This window comes from Methylobacterium sp. JK268 (genome assembly GCF_054052225.1).
In genome coordinates this window covers 140225-157354 of sequence record NZ_JBSVZN010000007.1, presented here as the reverse complement: position 1 = coordinate 157354, position 17130 = coordinate 140225, and the positions used below count along the sequence as shown (strand labels likewise).

The following is a 17130-nucleotide window of genomic DNA, read 5'->3' as shown; positions in this document are numbered from 1 at the left end:
CCGGGAGAGGGGAACCGCGCTTCCCATTCAACCATGGGCGCCGACCTCAGAACTCCGGCGCCCACGACACCGGCAGGTCGCGGAACTCCTCGCCGAAATACTTCTTCTGGAGTTCCCAGAAGGTGCCCTTTTCCTTCTGCTTCGCGATGAAGTCGTTCAAGTAGGCCAGGAGCTCGGTGTTGCCCTTCTTGACCGCCCAGGCCGGGAAGGACTTTCCCGAGACGGGTTGCCCGATCTCGAACACCTTCGGCTTCTCGGCCACCAGCGCCTTCAGGTTGATGATCGTGTTGACCACGTAGTCGGTGCGGCCGAGGGCGAGGTCCTGGTAGGCCTCCGGGTAGGAGGTGTACTCCACCACCTTGCCGAGGCTGCCGCCCTCCTTCTCCAGCATCGCCTTCAGTTCGGGCAGGCGGCCGAGCAGCGCGCTGCCGGCCTGCACGCCCACCGTCTTGCCCGAGAGATCCTTGATCGCCTTGATCGCCGTGTCGCTCTTGCGCTTGACGTAGTAGTGGGTGGCGTCGGCGATCGGGCTGGTGAAGTCGAGGGATTGCGACCGTTCCTTGGTGATGATCGCCGCGGTGATCGCGCAATCGTACTTGCCGGTCGCGACGCCCGCCAGGATGCCGGTCCAGGGCAGGATCTGCTGGTTGACCGGGAAGGGCGATTCCTTCTTGAGGATCGCCACGAGGTCGTTGTCGAAGCCGGTGGGCTGGCCGTCCTTCACGAACTCGAAGGGCCGGAAATCGTCCTCGGTCGCCACGACGAGGCCGCGCTTGCGGATCTCGTCCATCGTGCCGGCGAAGGCGCCGCGCACGGCGAGGAGCGAGGCGGCGACGGCGCCGAGGGCGGCCCGGCGGGTGGGGTGGCGGGCGGAATCGTCGGTCATGGCGTCGGGTCCCCTGTGGTGATCCGGCGGTGCCCCGCTGCGCGGGGTCCGCGATGGCACTCAGTTGAAGGTGAAACCGTGGGCGCGCAGGTAGACCGGGAAGGCGGCGCCCTCCGGCTGCGCCGCCTGGCGCGCCTTGTCCTCCGACCAGCCGTAGAAGGCGGCCGTGCCGAAGACCGCGTTGGCCCGATGCTGCTCGGCCGGGATGGCGTGGCGCGCGTGGCGGCGGCGGTCGTAGGCGTCGATGGCCGGGACCGGGTCGGTCGCCGCGTAGGTGTCGCGATGGCTCGTGACGCTCCGCGGCAGGCGCAGGCTGACGAAGCCCGCCCGCGCCGGGTAGCCGAGGCAGAGCCCCGCCACCGGGAAGACGAGGTCGGGCAGGTCCAGGATCTCCGCCACCGCGTCGATCCGGTTGCGCAGCACGCTGATCGGGCAGCAGCCCAGGCCGGCCGCCTCCGCGGCAAGCACGCAGGTCTGGAGGGCGAGCGCCGCGTCGACCGTGGCGTTGAAGAACCCTTCGAGGGTGCCGTTGGCGACGGGCTTGCCGCGCGCCCGGCCGATCGCGTCGAGCCGCCGCGCATCGCCGAGGAAGACCAGGAAGGCCGGCGCCGCGCCGATCCAGGGCATGGCGGGGAAGAGGGCGCCGAGCGCCGCCCGCCGCTCGGGATCGACCACCCGCAGGATCGACGCTTGCTGGAAGTCGGATTTGCTGGACGCGGACAGGGCCGCCGCCGTCAGGAGGTCGAGGAGCATCTCGTCCGGGACGCGGTCCTCGTAGGCCCGCACGGTCCGGCGCGTCAGCAGGCGGCGCAGGAACGGCTCGTCCGGCGCGCCCTCGCAGGTGGGACCGCCGTCATCGAACCGCGCGCCGAGTTCGTCCGCGTAGCTGGCCACGCCGCATCCCCGCCCGTCGGCGCGCCGCGGCAATTGCGCAGCACGCTTCGCATCGGGCGATGCAGCAAACGTGCCAGGGTGATCGGTCCGAGTCCGGCGGCAGGGGACGACCAATCCGGAGCATCCCGGGGGACAGGCCCTGCGGGGATCGACCGCCGGCGGGCGCAGCGGCCCGGCCCTTCCGTGACCCGCGGCGCCGCAGGGCTGTCCGCGGACGAGGCGAGGCACTTCTCCCCTCTCCCGTGCGGGCGACCGCGTCCCCACAGCCTAGGAAAACATGTTCCGTATCAAAAGCATGATCGTTCCGATCGACCAGACGTCGAGCGGATCCGTCATCCCTCAGCCGCACCCGCGGCGCGATCGCGCGCAGGGCATCGCAAGGCTCGATCGACGCCGATCGACATGAAGTCTAGTCGATTTGATCCCGTTAGGTGAGGGTGAGCCAGAGCTTCAAACCCGGCTCATGGCAACAAACCCACCTCCTCATGCTGAGGTGCGACCGCAGGGAGCCTCGAAGCACTGCTGACCATAGATCCAAGTCAAGACCTGCCTGAATAGACTGTTCTGGGGTGCTTCGAGGCTCCCTGCGGTCGCACCTCAGCATGAGGGGTGCTGTGCCTTTCATCTCCGTTGAGCCGACGACAGAGATGTGTGCACACGGTAGCCCGCACCGGAGAGGGGATCCCCGCGATCTGGAGTGGGGAAATTTGTTGTCTTAGTCGTGCTCTCCGGAGACCAAAGCCCCCTCCGAGGGGCGTTGAATGGTCCCCGGACAGCCCTGCGTCATGCGCGGGACGGCGCCCGTCAGTCCCGCGCCACCGCGATGGCCCCGTCATCTAGGCTGACGAAGCGGATGCCGGCCTGACGCAGGGCCGCGATGGCGCTGTGGTGCGAAGATGGCGCCTGTTGCTGCGTCTCCTCCTCCAGGCGCCGCACCGTCGACAGGGACAGGCCGCTCGCCTGGGCGAGAGTCGTCATCGACCAGCCGAGCAGGGCCCGCGCCGCCCGCAGGTGGTGGCCCCGCACCGCCTGCTCCAGCCCGCGGCGCAGGGACCCCGCCACCGGCACGAAGGGCAGCGCGGTCGGGTACATGACGCAGCTCCGGCTGATGACCGCGCCCGCCTCGTCGTGGACCGGCACCGACACGATCCGGACCCGCTGGCGGATCTCGTCCCGCAGGTTGAGCAGCGGCGTCTCCTGGAGGAGCGTGCCCTCGGCATGGTGCCGGATGGCGCTCTCGATGAACCGGGCGCGCTCCTCCGGCACGATCTCGGCGAAGGGGTCGGCGTTGAGATCCTCGAGGCTCCGTCCGGCGGTCGCGGCGGCCTCCGCTGGGAAATCGAACCGCATGTCCAGGCTCACCGGGAGGATGACGATGCCCGTCGCCCGGAAGATCGCACCGCGATGCCGCTGCTCGGCCTGCCGCGCCCGGATCAGGACCTGCGGGTCGGTGACGTCGAGGATGACGCCCGCCGCCTCGAACGGCCGACCGTCCGGCGTCACGCGGATCTCTGAGCGAAGGGCGAGGCTGCGCATCGTCCCGTCGGGCCGGATGATCCGGACCGTGGCCTGGGCCGGCCTCAGGCCCTGCATGAGCTCGGCCGCGCGCGGCATCATCCCCCTGTCCTCCGGATGGACGAGGCTCGCGAACAGGTCGTAGCTCGGCCGCATCTCCCAAGGATTCAGCCCGAGCAGGCGAAAGAACCCTGGCGACCAGATCTGAACGCCGGTCGCGAACGTCCATCGCCACAGGCCGACCAACTCCATGCCTTCCAGCAATCGCAGAAACTCAGGAGATTGAATAAATATCTCTTCTGGAGACATTCTGATAATATTCGTCTATATTCGTAGAGGGGTGAGACTCACTATCATGTACAGGAACGCATGACAAGAATGTCATGTTGGTCGGTGCGACCTTGGGTTCAAATGGACCCGATTGCTGCTTCACATAACAGTTTTCGCCATGGTCGCGCAGTCCTCCGTGCGCGCCGCAGGGCCGCTCCGCGTGGCGGCGCTCCGCGCGGTGCCCTATTTGGCGCCGGAGAAGCCAGGAGGCCGGTGATGCGCGCGATCAGGATCGGAACCGGGGGCGGCCTCGACGCCCTGGAGCCCGTCGATCTGCCGGATCCGGGCTCGCCCGGCCCGGGCGAGATCCGGGTGCGGATCCGCGGCTCTTCCCTGAACTACCACGATTACGGGGTGGCGAGCGCCGCGGGCGACCGCTTCGCGGGCCGCATCCCGCTCTCCGATGGAGCCGGCACCGTGGAGGCGGTGGGTGAGGGCGTGGCGGAGTTCGCGCCCGGGGATGCCGTCGTCTCCGGCTTCTTCCCGCTCTGGCTCGACGGGCCGCCGAATGCGGGCGACTTCGCCACCGTGCCGGGCGACGGGGTCGACGGCTACGCCCGTGAGGCGGTGGTGCGTCCCGCGACCTGGTTCACCCGTGCGCCCCGCGGCTACGACCCCGCGGAGGCCGCCACCCTCACCACGGCCGGCCTGACCGCGTGGCGCGCCCTCGTGGTCGATGGCGGCCTCAAGGCCGGCGACACCGTGCTGGTGCTCGGCACCGGCGGCGTCTCGATCTTCGCCCTGCAGATCGCCAAGGCGATGGGCGCCACCGTGATCGCCACCTCCTCCTCCGACGCGAAGCTCGAGCGGGTGCGGGCGCTCGGGGCGGATCACCTGATCAACTACCGGTCCGAACCGGCCTGGGGCGAGGCGGTGCGGCGCTGGACCGGCGGGCGGGGGGTCGACCACGTCATCGAGGTCGGCGGTCCTGGGACCTTGCCGCAATCGATCGCCGCGGTGCGCATCGGCGGCCACATCTCGCTGATCGGCGTGCTCACCGGGCGCGGGGGCGAGGTCCCCACCGCCGCCCTGATGGCCAAGCAGGCCCGCCTCCAGGGGCTGATTGTCGGCAGCCGGCGCCACCAGCAGGACTTCGTGCGCGCCATCGAGGCCACCGGCCTGCGCCCGGTCATCGACCGCCGCTTCCCCCTCGACGCCCTGGCCGAGGCCTTCCGGCACGAGGAATCCGGCGCCCATCTGGGGAAGATCTGCATCGACCTCTGACGCCGCAGGTCGCGTCGGTCTAAGGGGAACGGCCCGGCAGGGCTCCGGCGACGCGGCCGGGCCCCGATCGCCGCTGCACGAAGGAGCCTCGCCGATGGAAGCCGCGGACCTCGCCCCCTACGCGAACCATCTGCTGCCCGAGGCGCTCCTGCCGGGATGGCCCGATCCTTCCCGCGGGAAGGTGCGGGACAATTACGACCTGCCCGACGGGCGGCGCATCCTGATCAGCAGCGACCGGATCAGCGCCTTCGACCGGATCCTGGCGGCGATCCCGCTGAAGGGGCAGGTGCTCACCCAGACCGCCCGCTACTGGTTCGAGGCCACGGCCGACCTCTGCCCCAACCACGTCCTGGCCTATCCGGATCCGAACGTGGTGGTCGCCCGTCGGCTCACCATCCTGCCGGTGGAGATCGTGGTGCGCGGCTACCTCGCCGGGACCACCGCCACCTCGATCCTGACCCAGTACAAGGCCGGCGCCCGGGAGATGTACGGCCACCGCCTGCCGGACGGGATGCGGCCGAACCAGCGCCTGCCGGCGCCGATCCTCACGCCCACCACCAAGGCCGGGGAAGGGGGGCACGACACGCCCCTGACCCCGGACATGATTCTCGGCCAGGGACTCCTGACGGAGGCGCAGTGGCGGACCGTGTCGGAGGCGGCGCTGGCGCTCTTCGCCCGCGGGCAGACGCTCGCGGCCGAGCGCGGGCTGATCCTCGCCGACACCAAGTACGAGTTCGGGACCGATGCGCAGGGGAACATCCTGCTCGCGGACGAGATCCACACGCCCGACAGCAGCCGCTACTGGTTCGCGCAGAGCTACGCGGCCCGCTTCGAAGCCGGCGAGGCGCCCGAGAGCTTCGACAAGGATGTCATCCGGAGTTGGGTGGTGGCGCGGTGCGACCCCTACCGGGACGCGATCCCCGCGATCCCGCCGGACGTGATCCTGGAGACCGCCGCGGTCTACGTGCGCGCCTTCGAGACGATCACCGGCCAGCCCTTCGCCCTGCCGGACCTGTCCGTGCCGCCCTTGGAGCGGATCCGCCGGAACCTCGATGCGTTCCTCGGGCGCGCCTGACCGTGCCGGCGGGCGCCTCGCCCCGGCGGAGCCGGCGCGCGGGAGCCTGGGATCGACCGCTCTGGCGAGGCTCGACCTCCTCCAGGCCCTGCGGGCGGCCGCCGCCGTGATGGTGGTGCTGCACCATCTCGGGCACGAACTCGGCACGCTCGGCCTGCGCGGCGAGGGGCCGGCGGCGCTGCCCTGGTGGGCCGGGGTCGACGTGTTCTTCGTTATCTCCGGCTTCATCATGGTCCACGCCACGGGCCCGGACTACGACCGGCCGGGCGGCCGGATCCGGTTCCTGGCGCATCGCGTCGCGCGCGTCGTCCCGCTCTACTGGCTCGTCACGCTGGCCTTCCTCGCCGTGGCGCTCGCCGCGCCGCGGACGCTCGGCGATGCCGGCGCGGCCTTGAGTCCGGGCTTCGTCGCCGCCTCCTTCCTGTTCTGGCCGGCCGCGCGGCCCGACGGCACCCTGCAGCCGCTCTACGGCCTCGGCTGGACCCTCAACTACGAGATGTTCTTCTACGTCGTCTTCGCCCTTGGCCTCGGGCGCGGACGCGTCCGGACGGTCGCCTGGATCGCGGGCCTCTTCGCGCTGCTGATCGGTCTGGGCGCCGCGATCCGGCCGCTCCCGGCGCCGCTCGCCTTCTGGTCCGACCCGATCGTCGTCGAGTTCCTGCTCGGCGCCGCGCTCGGACTGATCCACCGGGGCGGCGGGCGGCTCGGCAGGCCTGTGTGCGTCGCGCTGGGGCTCGGCGCCGTGATCGGCCTCGCGTCCTGCGGCGGGGGCGAGGTGTCCGGGTTCGCCCGCCCGCTCTGGGCGGGCGTGCCGGCGGCGATGCTGGTGGCGGCCTCCGGCCTCGCCGAACGCGCCTCCGCGCCGCGCCCGGTCGTGGCCCTCGGGGACGCCTCCTACGCGCTCTACCTCGTCCATCCCTTCGCCCTGCGGGCCGTGCGCGAGGCGGCCACCCGGCTCGGCCTCGTCCCGGTTCTCGGCGGGATCGGCATCGGCACCCTCATGCTCGCCGGGAGCATCGCGGCCGCGCTCCTGACCTACCGCCTGATCGAGCGCCCGCTCACCCGCCGCCTGCGGGCCACGCTCGACCGCGATGCGCCCCGGCATCGTGCCGGGGCCGCGTGAACGAGCGGGCGAAGCCGCTGGTCACCCCTCTCTCGTCATCGTCTCTCAGCGTCGATTCAGACCGTTCCTCAGATCTTACTGGCGTTCCGATGCAAGTGCATCGTAATTTGCTTCAAAATACGTGTATTAATATGACATCGTTTCAATCTTTATTTCAATAAAGCTGCTTGTTGAATATCGATTACAGAAAAAAACCATCTTTCAAAATGACTTTTACTGTCAATCGAATGAAAGATTTGTTTTAAAATACAACATTATTGGCAATTGTGATAGGAGAATTGTCGACCATCACTATGTGGTGCATCTCGAATTTTTCTTGAACGGTACATGCTCCATTGAAACCTCTGGCGGCTAAGTTAGTTAATGTGCGGTGATGCGTTTTTTATTGAAGCCCGATCGGATCCTTCGTTGGAGCGCTCCCATGCCCGCCTGGTTCTCCCGGCTGCTGCTCGTCGCCGTCCTGGTGCTGCCGAACACGGCGGCCTGGGCGCAGCGCCGGCTGGCACTCGTCATCGGCGTGGATCGGTACGACCACATCCCCCTGCTGCGGAATGCCGAGAACGATGCCGACAGCATGGCCTCGACCCTGCGGCAGGTCGGCTTCGACGACGTCACCCTGCAGCGAAACGTCACCTACGAGGCTATGAATGAGGCAATGAACACCTTCGCAAACAAGATCAGGGAGGGCGATACGGCCCTCTTCTTCTTCGCAGGGCACGGATACAACGACGGCGCGCAGGATCTGTTGATGCCGTCGGATATCCAGCGGTTCAGCAAGGATCAGGTCAGGGGCATCCAGAACCAGTCCCTCTCGGCCGAACGCGTGATCAACGTCTTCCAGAACCGTGGCGCGCGCTTCGCCATCGTGATCGTCGACACCTGCCGAAGGAATCCATTCGAGCTGTCCAACGGGTATGACGGCCCGCTGCGCATCATCATCCGGACCCCGCTGCCGATCCCGACCGGGGTCCGGGCCGAGTCTTTCGAGATGTATTCGGCCGGGCCGCAGCAGCAAGCCCTCGACCGGCTCGGCGAGGATGATCCGGTCCGCAACTCGGTGTTCACCCGAGTCCTCCTGAAGCATCTCCTGATGGCGCCGCGGCCGCTGGAGCAGGTCGCCCGCAACGTGCGCGCGGAGGTGCAGCGCCTGGTCAGCCAGGGCGACCCGCGTCGGGTGCAGACGCCGACCTACGTCAACAACATCACCGACGACTTCTTCCTCGTGACGTCCGCCCCTTGGATCAAACCGTCGCAGCCGGGCCTGCCGCTCAAGATCCCGGCGCAGGGGGCGGAGGCGGCCCAGCGCTGCGACCAGCTCGCGGCCGCCCCGGACGACGAGCAGAAGCCTCGCGGCGTGCCGGGCGTGTACCGCGAGTTCGTCGATGCGGTGCCGGCCATCGAGGCGTGCGAGGCCGCCCTGCGGGCCGGCCGCGCCGACATCCGCCTGCAGTTCCAGCTCGGGCGCGCCTACTGGGCGAACCTGGAGGACGACAAGGCGCGTGCCGCCTTCGAGGCGGCTGCGGAGGGCGGCTACGCCGCCGCCGAGACGGCACTGGTCGAGATGGTCTACGCTGAGAACGCCGACGGCCGGCAGGACTATTCCGAAGACGCCTACGCGTATCTCCGCAGCGCGATGTCGCGCAATGCCCGTGCCGAGACCTTTCTCGGCCTCATGACGATCCGCGGGCAGGTCCCGCCCTACTTCCCCTCCGGATCGGACGCGGCCTACGCGTCGGGCGTCCGCTATCTTCGCCGCGCCTACGACCGCCGCGATCCCGAAGCCGCCTTCTGGCTCGGTATCATGGCCTATCGCGGCCGCGGCGGGCCGAAGAACTACCGGCTCGCCGAAGCCTACTTCAAGACGGCGGCGGAATCCGGCCACCGCCGGGCGATCCTGCACCTCGGCAGCCTGTATCGCGACTGGACGGACGCCCCCGAACACCTGGCCGCGGCCAAGAGCTACTGGGAGATTGCGGCCCGCCTCGGCAGCGGGCAGGCCACCGAGAATCTGGCTCAGTACTACGATCAAGGCATGGGCGGGACGCGCGATCGGCAGAAGGCCTGCGAACTCTACGAGAAGGCCGGGGAGATGGGCTACGCGTCGAGCTGGACGCGGTACGTCGCCATGTGTCAGGCCTTCGCGCGGCAGCGCCGGACAGAGGTGGCGCCTCCGGTCGGCCGGGCGGGCGCCACGCTCATCCTCGCCCGCGACGAGGTCGTGCGTTAGCGCCCTGTCGCGCGGTCACCAGCGCACCTCGCCGTCCGCGATCGCCTCGAAGACCACCAACGCGGCAAGCGAGCGCTCGCGCAGGTCGGCAATGCGCGAGATCGCCTCCAGCGTGTGCTCGTCCCGCCGGGCACACCGGGTCCTGAGGCCGCTCAGCGTCTCGGCGAGGCGCCGGCCGTCCGACGCGGGGACGGAACCCGCGGCCAGAGCGGCGAACCGCACCGGAATCTCCATCAGGGGGCGCCCGTCCTCCCCGAAGAGGCTGATCCGATCGACGCGGTTCCGGTCGGTCGGGCCGATGTCCAGCGCGGTGCTGCGCCCGGCCACTGCTCTCGACGCCAGAACCGACCCGGTTCTGCTGCGGAGATCGACGCGCGCCACGGGCAGGTGCGACCAGACGACGGTCACGCGGGACCGGTCGGCCGCGAGAACCTGCGGGGCGGGCCGCAGGACGGATCCGGCCCCGGCAGCCGACGGACCGCAGCCGGCCGCGTCTCTCCCCGCGCCGGGATCCGCACCCCTCGCATCGCGGGCCATCGTGGTGCGCTCCAGCGTCAGGCGCCGAGGCTCGAACAGCCCCAGCACCCAGCCCGGGAGGCGGGCCATCTCGCTTGGTTCTCCCGGCCGGGGCGCGACCCGGAACGCGGTCCCGTCCTCGGGAAGATAGAAGGGCCGGGCTCGGCCGGGCGCCTTGATCGCCACGCGGGGCCGTCCTGCCGTGATCTCGACCATGTCGCCGCTGTACAAGAGCTGCCCCGGCTCGATCTCAGCGTCGGTCTGGCCGCGCCGGCGCAGGACGGCACGGCCGCCCGTCGCCGTGCTGTACTCGGCGACGTAGGCGTCAGCCCGCAGGACCTCCTTCTCGCTGATCGCCGACGGCGCGTCCGGGGAGGCCGCGATGCCGGGGAAGCTCGACAGCAGGGCCGCGGCCGACAGCGCCGCCCGCACGGCGCGCCGCGCTCGGGATGCAGGATCCGCGCGATGGCCGACGGTCGCCGGCGATGGACCCAGACCTGCGTCGGACCGACCGACAGCGTCGATGTCCCAGCGTTTGGTCATTCGCCTCGCTCCTCGACTCCGCTCGATGCCGTTGGGCTTGCGGCCGGTCCTCCGACGGGCCGGCTGACTCTCGGCCGGAGAATGCTCACGGACGGACCGATCCATGACAGCGCCCGCTCGAGGCATCGATCCGCCATGGTATGAAAGACGACCAGCATCCATTTGGAGGCCTTCGCGAATCCCTCGAGCGACAGGGCGAAGATCGGAGTAAGTATATCCGGCGGAGGCATGCCATGGCCCACGTCAGGCACGTTGCGCCGGACGTCCCAGTACAGCAGCGCCAGGATGATCACGGCGATGCCCGAAACGAATGTCGCACCGATCGCCGCGCGCAGCACGATACCCGTCGGTAAAGATGCGCCCGCGATCTTGCTCGCCAGGAGCTCGATCGCGCACCAGATCACCAGGAACATGATCGACGCGCCCGAGACGAGTTCGAGTTCGTGACGCAGCTCTACCAGGAGCGTCGGATGACGGGTGACCGGGAAGCTCAGGAACGCGCGGACGGCGTTGAGGACCACTTCGGCGCCAGCCATCGTTCCGATGGGCGTTGCGTGCACGTCCCGCGCGCTCGCCGCAGAGGTCCCGATCACGACGACGGCCCCGTCGAACAACCGGATGAGGCTGGCGGGCCGCTGCCGGAACTGCGCGACGTCGGTCACGGGGACCCGCAGGGAGGCGGCGCGTTCGAGATTGTCCTCGGCGGAGGCGGTGATCGCGGTCGGAGCTGGCGCGCGGCCGCGCGGATAGGCGAGCGATCGTAGCGTGAAGAGCAATTCGGGCACCCGCACGCGCGACCGGTCCGCGGTGCTGGGCGTCAGTGCCGAGAGGCAGATCAGGTCGGGGTCGAAGCCGTAGCCGAACCCATGTCCGCCGGCCTGCGCGCCGTGCTCGGGCGCGCCGTGCCCGGCCGCCCGCGCCGTGTCGCAGCGCCCCGTCGCGCCGCTCTTGAGATCGGCCACGAGCTTGCTGAGCGCCTTCGGTCCTTCCGCGACCGCCACGGCAGCGGCCATGGCCACCGTCGGCTTCAATTCCCGCTGCCCGCCCGCGGCCGGGCGCGTGAGGAGGGCCGGCGCGTAGCGGCGCAGCATGTCGTCGGTGTCGTCGGTGTCGATGAAGGTTTGGGCGAGTGCGTCGAAGGCACCGTCCTTGTCGAGCACGCCCGCGGCGACCGGGTCGTCGCGCGCGTCGAGCCAGATCGTTCCCGGCTCATCCGTAACGCGGCCGGTCACCGCGTAGATCACCGGTGTCCCGGCGCTGCGAAGGGGTGGCTGCCCGGGCGGAGGCCAGTCCGGCGCCGCCTTCCGGTCGACGAGCGCCGCGTCGACGATCACGACGGCCGGTCGCTTCGCGCCGCCGAGCGTCGCTGCCAGGACATCGTAGACGAGTTCCGGCTGGGCCGGATGGCCGGCCCGGCAGCGTTCGATCGCCGGCTTCAAAGATGTCTCGCAGGCCACCTGGGTGATATCGAGAAAAACGAGGCGCGGCTCCAGCTTCGACTGCGAAAGTTCCCGCCTCACTCGAGCGTATATTTCGGCATGGATCTCCATCCCGAGATCGACTCCGAGGCGTTTGATGGCAAGGAATGGCCCGGCGATGGGAGGAATGCTCGAAAGGATGATGATCGACGTACTCAGGAGCGATGCGAAGAAGAAGCCCGCCAACGTGTTTGCTGAGGCGCGAAAGAAGACGCCATGCCGGTCACGGGTATGCGCCGCCTGATGGTCCGACATCGCTGTCAACTCGTGTGGTGAATGCATCAGAATAAATGAGTCCGTGTGATATGCAAGTTACTCACCGCGGAGAGCATCAGTATTCCGGGCTGCCGCTTCCTCGCATCCCAGTCATCGTCTGACGCAGGAAAGCCTCTACGCCTCCGCCGCATGTCCCGGTCGTGGCAGCGCGCCGAGTGATTTCGAGGCCTGCCCGAGCGCTTCCGGCCGGCATATCCCGCCGTGTCGTGCGGGCGACAAGACTCTCGTCCGGATAGGTCGCACGCACCGGGGAGGGTGTCTGCCCGACCGTCGCCGGCGCCCGGACGGGTCGCCGCCCGTCCCTCCTGCCGGCAAGAGAGCGTTGTCCTAGGCGCCCGCGGCGGATCGGTCCGCGCTCAGCCGGTCGCACCGGCTCCGGGTGGGCACCGCCGATCGCTCACCGGCCTTTCAGCCACGCGATCACGCCCTCCGTCGAGCGGAAGGCGTCGAGGGCGTGGATCCGCGCCTGCGGGATCGCGTCCCGGGCCATGGTGGCGAGGGCGTGGCCCGGGCCGAGTTCCAGGACCGTGTCGGCCCCGGCCTCGCGACAGGCGTCGAGGCAGGCGGCCCAGTCGATCGTCCGCGAGATCTGGCGCGCCAGTTTGTCGAATCCGGCCCGGGCGTCGAAGATCGGCGCACCGTCGAGGCCGCTGATCAGCCGCGGCGCCCCCGGAGGCAGGCGGAGCGGTGTCTCCGCCGCCAGACGGGCCGCGAAGGTCTCGCTGGCGCGGGCGAGGCGCGGCGTGTGCGAGGGGGTCCGCACCGGCAGCACCACGGCCCGCGCCGCACCCGACGCCAGGGAATCGGCGCAGAGCGCCTCCAGGTTCGGAGCCGCGCCGCCGACCACCGCGCTGTCGGGTGCGTTGCGGATGGCGAGGTGGGCGCCGTGCCGCGCGGCCAGGACCTCGATCGCCGCCAAGGGCAGGCCGCGGATCCCGGCGAGGCCGAAGCCGGGGGGGCAGGCGGCGTCCATGGCCTCGGCCCGGGCCGCGGCGAGCCGCAGGACCGCCTCCGGGGCGAGCCGGCCGGCGCAGCCCCAGGCCGCGAGGTCGCCGATGCTGTAGCCCGCCACGACGACGCGGGCCGGGCGCGCCTCGGCGACGATCGTCCAGCCCACGAGTGCGGCCACGCAGCACAGGATCTGGCCGGTGCGGTTCTCGTGCAGGGCCTCGCCGCCCTCTCGGGCGAGGTCGCGCGGGTCGCGCCCGAGGAGGCGCGCGGCGGTGGCGAAGATCGGCTGGGCGGCCGGCCGCTCGGCCGTCAGCGCGAACATCCCGGGATGCTGACCGCCCTGGCCGGAGAGCAGGACGGCGAGCGTCACCGCGCGCCCTCGATCCGGTCGACGAACAGGGTCATGGCGAGGAGGTCGGCCGCGCCGCCGGGGCTGAGGTTGCGGGCCACGAAGGCGCGGTGCAGCGCCCCGGCGCGCGACCGCCAATCGTCCCGCGCCACGCCGCCCTCCGCGATGAATCGCGCGGCGGCTTCCCGAGCGAAGGCGTAGCCCTCGGCCCCGCCCCGGTGCAGCAGGTTCGTGTCCTCCAGATCCGCGATGAGCGCGAGGCAGGCCTCGACGCGGGCCGCCTCCGGATCCCCGGGCCGCCGGGCGCGCGCCCGGCGCAGGGCCGGGAGGCCGACCCGGTAGAGCGACGGGAAGCCCGCCGCCGCCTCGGCCGGCGCCCCACCGACCCTGTGGCGTCGCCGCGCCCGCGCGCCCGGCGCGTGGAGAAGCACCGGGCCGTCGAGGATCGCCGCGCCGTAGCGCTCCCGGACGAGACTCCCGAGGGCGCCCGGCCTCGGATCCGGGACGGCCCCAGCCGCCGCGCAGAGCAGCCCGAGCCCGAAGATGGCGCCCCGGTGGGTGTTCACGCCGCCCGTCGCCTCGCGCATGGCGACCTCCGCGGCGAGACCGATGCGCCGCAGGGCCGGCATCGGCGCGCCCGCCGCCCCGGCCTCCGCGAGGTCGGCCAGGAAGGGCGCGATGGCGGCGGCGCTGGCCCGGAAGGTCGCCGCGTCCATGTCCGCGTGGCTGCCGGAATCGACGTGGCTCACGAGGCCGGGCTTCGGGTAGGTGTCGAGTTCGAGGTGGAGGCAGAGGGTGGCGATGGTGGCGATGGCCCGGATGCGTTCCCGAGGCTGAGCCGCTTCCGCGGCCGCCAGCCTGTCGGGGAGGTCATGGATCGCGCGGCGGGGCGAACCCTCCCCCCTCTGCGGGGGAGGGTGGCGAACGAAGTGAGCGCAGCGGGACGAAGTCCCGCCGAGAGGGGCAGCGCGACGCTGATCCAGGTGGCGCCCTGCACCGCGATTCAGCCAAATCCTGAAGCGTGGTTCCCCTCTCCCGCCCTGCTCCGCAGGGCACCCTCCCCCGCAGAGGGGGGAGGGTGGGGTGGGAGTTCCGGGCTCGTCGAGGATCGGCGACGACGTCATGCGGCCTCTCCGGCGAGGATCGCGGATGCGGCGCAGAGCGCGATCCGGTCGCGGTGCTTGACGAGGACGGTGTCGCCGGGCGCGGCGGCGTGCAGTTCGCGCCAGTTCGCGCCGCCGCCATCCGCGAGCAGGATCTCGCCGTCGAGGCGCATCGGCGCCCTGGCGTCGATGGCCGCGATCCCGTCGAGGAGGCCGGGCGGAACCGCACCCGGAACGGGCCAGAGCAGGTCGAGGTCGGACCCTGCCGCGAGGTAGGGCAGGCCGGTCAGCACCTGCCAGAGCAGGCTCCCGAACAGGTGCGGCACCAACGCGTGGCGCGCCGCGAGGTCGCCGATCTCCGCGACGGTCGGCCGCCATTCCTCCGGGCACGCCCCCGCGGCCTCCGCGAGGGTCACGGGCGCCCGCCTCCGCACGCCCCCCGGCGGCAGCCCGAGCCCGATCCGCCGCTTGCCGTCGCGCGGCGGCAGCGGCAGGCCGACCGGCACCGGCCCGGGATCCTCGTCCGGATGCGCGCGGCGGACGATCACCGGCCGGCCTTCCGCCGCCCAGGCGGCGAGGTGGGGCACGCCCGCGAGGTCCGGCCGCCCGGCGAGCACCGTCTCCCAGGCCTCCGGCGCCACGGCGAGGAGGTCGTGGCGCCGCAAGCACTCAGCCAAGGCGCGCGTCCCGCACCACCTGCGCGGCGATCTCGGCGGCGACCGGGCGGCCGCCGCGCTGGTGCCCGAGCCGGTCGCGGTCGTCCGCCGCCGGCAGGTCGTCGATCAGGGCCGCGACCTGGGGCCCGAGTGGGCGCGCCGGATCGAGCACGGCCCGGACCGCCCCGGTCTGCACCATGTTGTCGAGGCCGGGCGCGAAGACCGGCGTGTCCTTGGCCATCGCCTCCAGTGTGTCGAGGGGCAGCTTCGTCACCCGCGCGACGGAGGGCAGGTCCATCACGCTCGGATTGGCCCCCGGCAGCCCGACCAGCACCCGGGTCGCCAGCGCCGTCGCGATGAAGGCGCCGGCCGCCGAGTGGCCGTAGATCAGCCCGACCGTCGGGTGGCCGGAGGCATCGGCGAGCAGCAGCGTCTTGGCGAGATGGGCGAGATACTCGTTGAGGCCGAGGAGTTCGTCGCGCCGGCTCATCCGCTGGCTGTCGGAATCGACCACCACCAGGATCGGCGTGCCGCCGCCCCGGCGCACCACGTCGAGGACATGGCCGGCGAGCCGGCAGGCGCCCTCGACGCCGAGCGCCGTGTCGCCGTCGATGCCGATCACCGCGAGGCGCCCGCCCCGGAACGGCCCGTCCCCTGCGACGAGCCCGTCCGCCACCGTCACGTCGTGGCCCTCGGGGAAGAGCGAGGACAGGATCTCAGCGAGCGTCATGGGCGATCTCTCCGAGGCTCTCCAGCAGGGCGTCGAAATCGGCGGTCGCGAGGCCCGGGACCGCGGCCGGATCGTTGACCCCGAGCCGGGCCCAGATCTCGGTGGCGTCCCGGCAATCCCCGAAGCGCGCGAGGCGGGCCTCCAGCCGCGCCTGCTCGGCCTCCAGCGTCGCGAGGTCGAAGGCGGGGCTGTCGGCGATCAGCGCCAGCGCCGCCCGCCGGAACGCCGCGACGCTGTCGTCCACGAAGGCATCCGCGCCGCCGACGAGGCGCCGGTGCTTGCCGCCCATGGTCCGCCAGACCAGGGCCCGGTCGCGGGAATCGAACTCCTCCGCGCCCTTGTTGGTCTCGATCACCTCCGGCCCCGAGACGCTGATGCGCCCGCCCTCCGAGACGGCGAGCCGCGAGCAGGTGCCGGCAATGAGCCCGCCGCCGCCATAGGCGCCGGCCCGGCCGCCGATCAGCCCGATCACCGGCACGCCCGCCGCGCGCACCTCCGTGATCGCCCGCATCACCTCGGCGATGGCGGTCTCGCCGGCATTGGCCTCCTGCAGGCGCACGCCGCCGGTGTCGAACAGGATCAGCACGGCCGCGGGCCTGTGCGCCAGGGCGGCGCGGAGCAGGCCCACGAGCTTGGCCCCGTGCACCTCCCCGAAGGCGCCGCCCATGAAGCGGCCCTCCTGGGCGGCGGCGAGGACGGGCGCGCCGTCGAGGCGGCCCGCGCCGACGATCATCCCGTCGTCGAAGGCCCGCGGCAGGTCGAAGAGCGGCAGGTGCGGGCTCATCCGGCGCTGCTCGGGCCCGATGATCTCGCGGAAGCTGCCGGGGTCGAGAAGGCCGTCGAGCCGGGCGCGGGCGCTCGCCTCGTACCAGCTGGCGGAGGAAGGGTCGGTGATCCGCTCGCTCACGTCACGCCTCCATCAGCCGGGCGCCCTGAAGGAGGCGCAGAGACACGGTGTCGGGGCGCGCGCCGCCGTCGTTGACGGTGATGCGGATCCCGCCGGGCTGCGCGCGGGCGACGAAATCCGCCACCACGGCCTCCCAGACGTCGCCGTAGCCGCGGATCGGCGTCTCGATCTCGACCGTGCAGGCGGTGGCGGGCAGCGCCCGCTCCAGCAGCACTTCGAGGTTGCCCGAGGCGACCACCCCGGTGATCGCCTGCGCGCGGGTGCCGGCGAGCGCCGCGCGGGTGGTGTGTCGGAAGCTCAGCTTTTCCATGGCGGCGGCCTCACCCGTTGCGGAACTCACCAGTTGC

General features: G+C 71.3%; 15 protein-coding genes. 4 read left to right on the top strand and 11 right to left on the bottom strand.

Features of this window, described 5'->3' with window-relative positions; genetic code table 11:
- Nucleotides 1-46: 46 nt before the first annotated feature.
- From ACW9J6_RS09390 to ACW9J6_RS09380, 3 genes are all read right to left on the bottom strand, one after another.
- Nucleotides 47-886 carry a transporter substrate-binding domain-containing protein gene (locus ACW9J6_RS09390; protein WP_457116196.1) on the bottom strand — a complete coding sequence of 280 codons (840 nt, stop codon included), beginning with the start codon at nucleotides 884-886 and terminating at the stop codon, nucleotides 47-49.
- Between the two features lie 60 nt (nucleotides 887-946).
- Nucleotides 947-1780 carry a nitroreductase family protein gene (locus ACW9J6_RS09385; RefSeq protein WP_457116195.1) on the bottom strand — a complete coding sequence of 278 codons (834 nt, stop codon included), beginning with the start codon at nucleotides 1778-1780 and terminating at the stop codon, nucleotides 947-949.
- 804 nt (nucleotides 1781-2584) lie between these two features.
- Nucleotides 2585-3547 (bottom strand): PAS domain-containing protein, encoded by a 963-nt coding sequence (locus tag ACW9J6_RS09380; RefSeq protein ID WP_457116194.1) that lies wholly within the window; start codon nucleotides 3545-3547, stop codon nucleotides 2585-2587.
- A gap of 294 nt (nucleotides 3548-3841) precedes the next feature.
- On the opposite strand from ACW9J6_RS09380, the gene ACW9J6_RS09375 reads away from it, so the two are divergent.
- From ACW9J6_RS09375 to ACW9J6_RS09360, 4 genes are all read left to right on the top strand, one after another.
- The gene (locus ACW9J6_RS09375) at nucleotides 3842-4849 is read left to right on the top strand and encodes a zinc-dependent alcohol dehydrogenase family protein (RefSeq protein ID WP_457116193.1); all 1008 of its coding nucleotides are present in this window, start codon (nucleotides 3842-3844) and stop codon (nucleotides 4847-4849) included.
- Between the two features lie 94 nt (nucleotides 4850-4943).
- Nucleotides 4944-5924 (top strand): phosphoribosylaminoimidazolesuccinocarboxamide synthase, encoded by a 981-nt coding sequence (locus tag ACW9J6_RS09370; RefSeq protein ID WP_457116192.1) that lies wholly within the window; start codon nucleotides 4944-4946, stop codon nucleotides 5922-5924.
- Complete coding sequence (locus ACW9J6_RS09365) at nucleotides 5902-7047, top strand: acyltransferase family protein (protein ID WP_457116191.1); 1146 nt, start codon at nucleotides 5902-5904, stop codon at nucleotides 7045-7047. The genes ACW9J6_RS09370 and ACW9J6_RS09365 overlap by 23 nt, the downstream gene beginning before the upstream one ends.
- 421 nt (nucleotides 7048-7468) lie before the next feature.
- On the top strand, nucleotides 7469-9274 hold the full coding sequence (locus tag ACW9J6_RS09360) for a caspase family protein (protein WP_457116190.1): 1806 nt from the start codon (nucleotides 7469-7471) through the stop codon (nucleotides 9272-9274).
- A 15-nt stretch (nucleotides 9275-9289) separates the two neighbouring features.
- Here the strand turns inward: ACW9J6_RS09360 and ACW9J6_RS09355 are convergent, their stop codons facing one another.
- The 8 genes from ACW9J6_RS09355 to mdcC all read right to left on the bottom strand — a co-directional run bounded on the left by ACW9J6_RS09355 (nucleotide 9290) and on the right by mdcC (nucleotide 17093).
- Nucleotides 9290-10222 (bottom strand): hypothetical protein, encoded by a 933-nt coding sequence (locus tag ACW9J6_RS09355; RefSeq protein ID WP_457116189.1) that lies wholly within the window; start codon nucleotides 10220-10222, stop codon nucleotides 9290-9292.
- A 107-nt stretch (nucleotides 10223-10329) separates the two neighbouring features.
- Entirely contained in the window at nucleotides 10330-12066 is a 1737-nt protein-coding gene (locus tag ACW9J6_RS09350) for a CHASE2 domain-containing protein (protein WP_457116188.1), read from the bottom strand.
- Nucleotides 12067-12484: 418 nt separating this feature from the next.
- A complete protein-coding gene (locus ACW9J6_RS09345; protein WP_457116187.1) occupies nucleotides 12485-13408 on the bottom strand; it encodes an acyl transferase in 924 nt (307 codons plus the stop codon).
- The gene (gene mdcB / locus ACW9J6_RS09340; RefSeq protein WP_457116296.1) at nucleotides 13405-14208 is read right to left on the bottom strand and encodes a triphosphoribosyl-dephospho-CoA synthase MdcB; all 804 of its coding nucleotides are present in this window, start codon (nucleotides 14206-14208) and stop codon (nucleotides 13405-13407) included. Before mdcB ends, ACW9J6_RS09345 begins: the two co-directional genes overlap by 4 nt.
- 299 nt (nucleotides 14209-14507) lie before the next feature.
- Complete coding sequence (mdcG, locus tag ACW9J6_RS09335; protein WP_457116186.1) at nucleotides 14508-15167, bottom strand: malonate decarboxylase holo-[acyl-carrier-protein] synthase; 660 nt, start codon at nucleotides 15165-15167, stop codon at nucleotides 14508-14510.
- Complete coding sequence (gene mdcE, locus ACW9J6_RS09330) at nucleotides 15160-15876, bottom strand: biotin-independent malonate decarboxylase subunit gamma (protein ID WP_457116185.1); 717 nt, start codon at nucleotides 15874-15876, stop codon at nucleotides 15160-15162. The genes mdcG and mdcE overlap by 8 nt, the downstream gene beginning before the upstream one ends.
- Entirely contained in the window at nucleotides 15863-16783 is a 921-nt protein-coding gene (locus ACW9J6_RS09325) for a biotin-independent malonate decarboxylase subunit beta (RefSeq protein WP_457116184.1), read from the bottom strand. The genes mdcE and ACW9J6_RS09325 overlap by 14 nt, the downstream gene beginning before the upstream one ends.
- 1 nt (nucleotide 16784) lies before the next feature.
- Nucleotides 16785-17093: a malonate decarboxylase acyl carrier protein gene (gene mdcC, locus ACW9J6_RS09320; protein ID WP_457116183.1), complete on the bottom strand. Its 309-nt coding sequence runs from the start codon at nucleotides 17091-17093 to the stop codon at nucleotides 16785-16787.
- Nucleotides 17094-17130 lie beyond the last annotated feature (37 nt).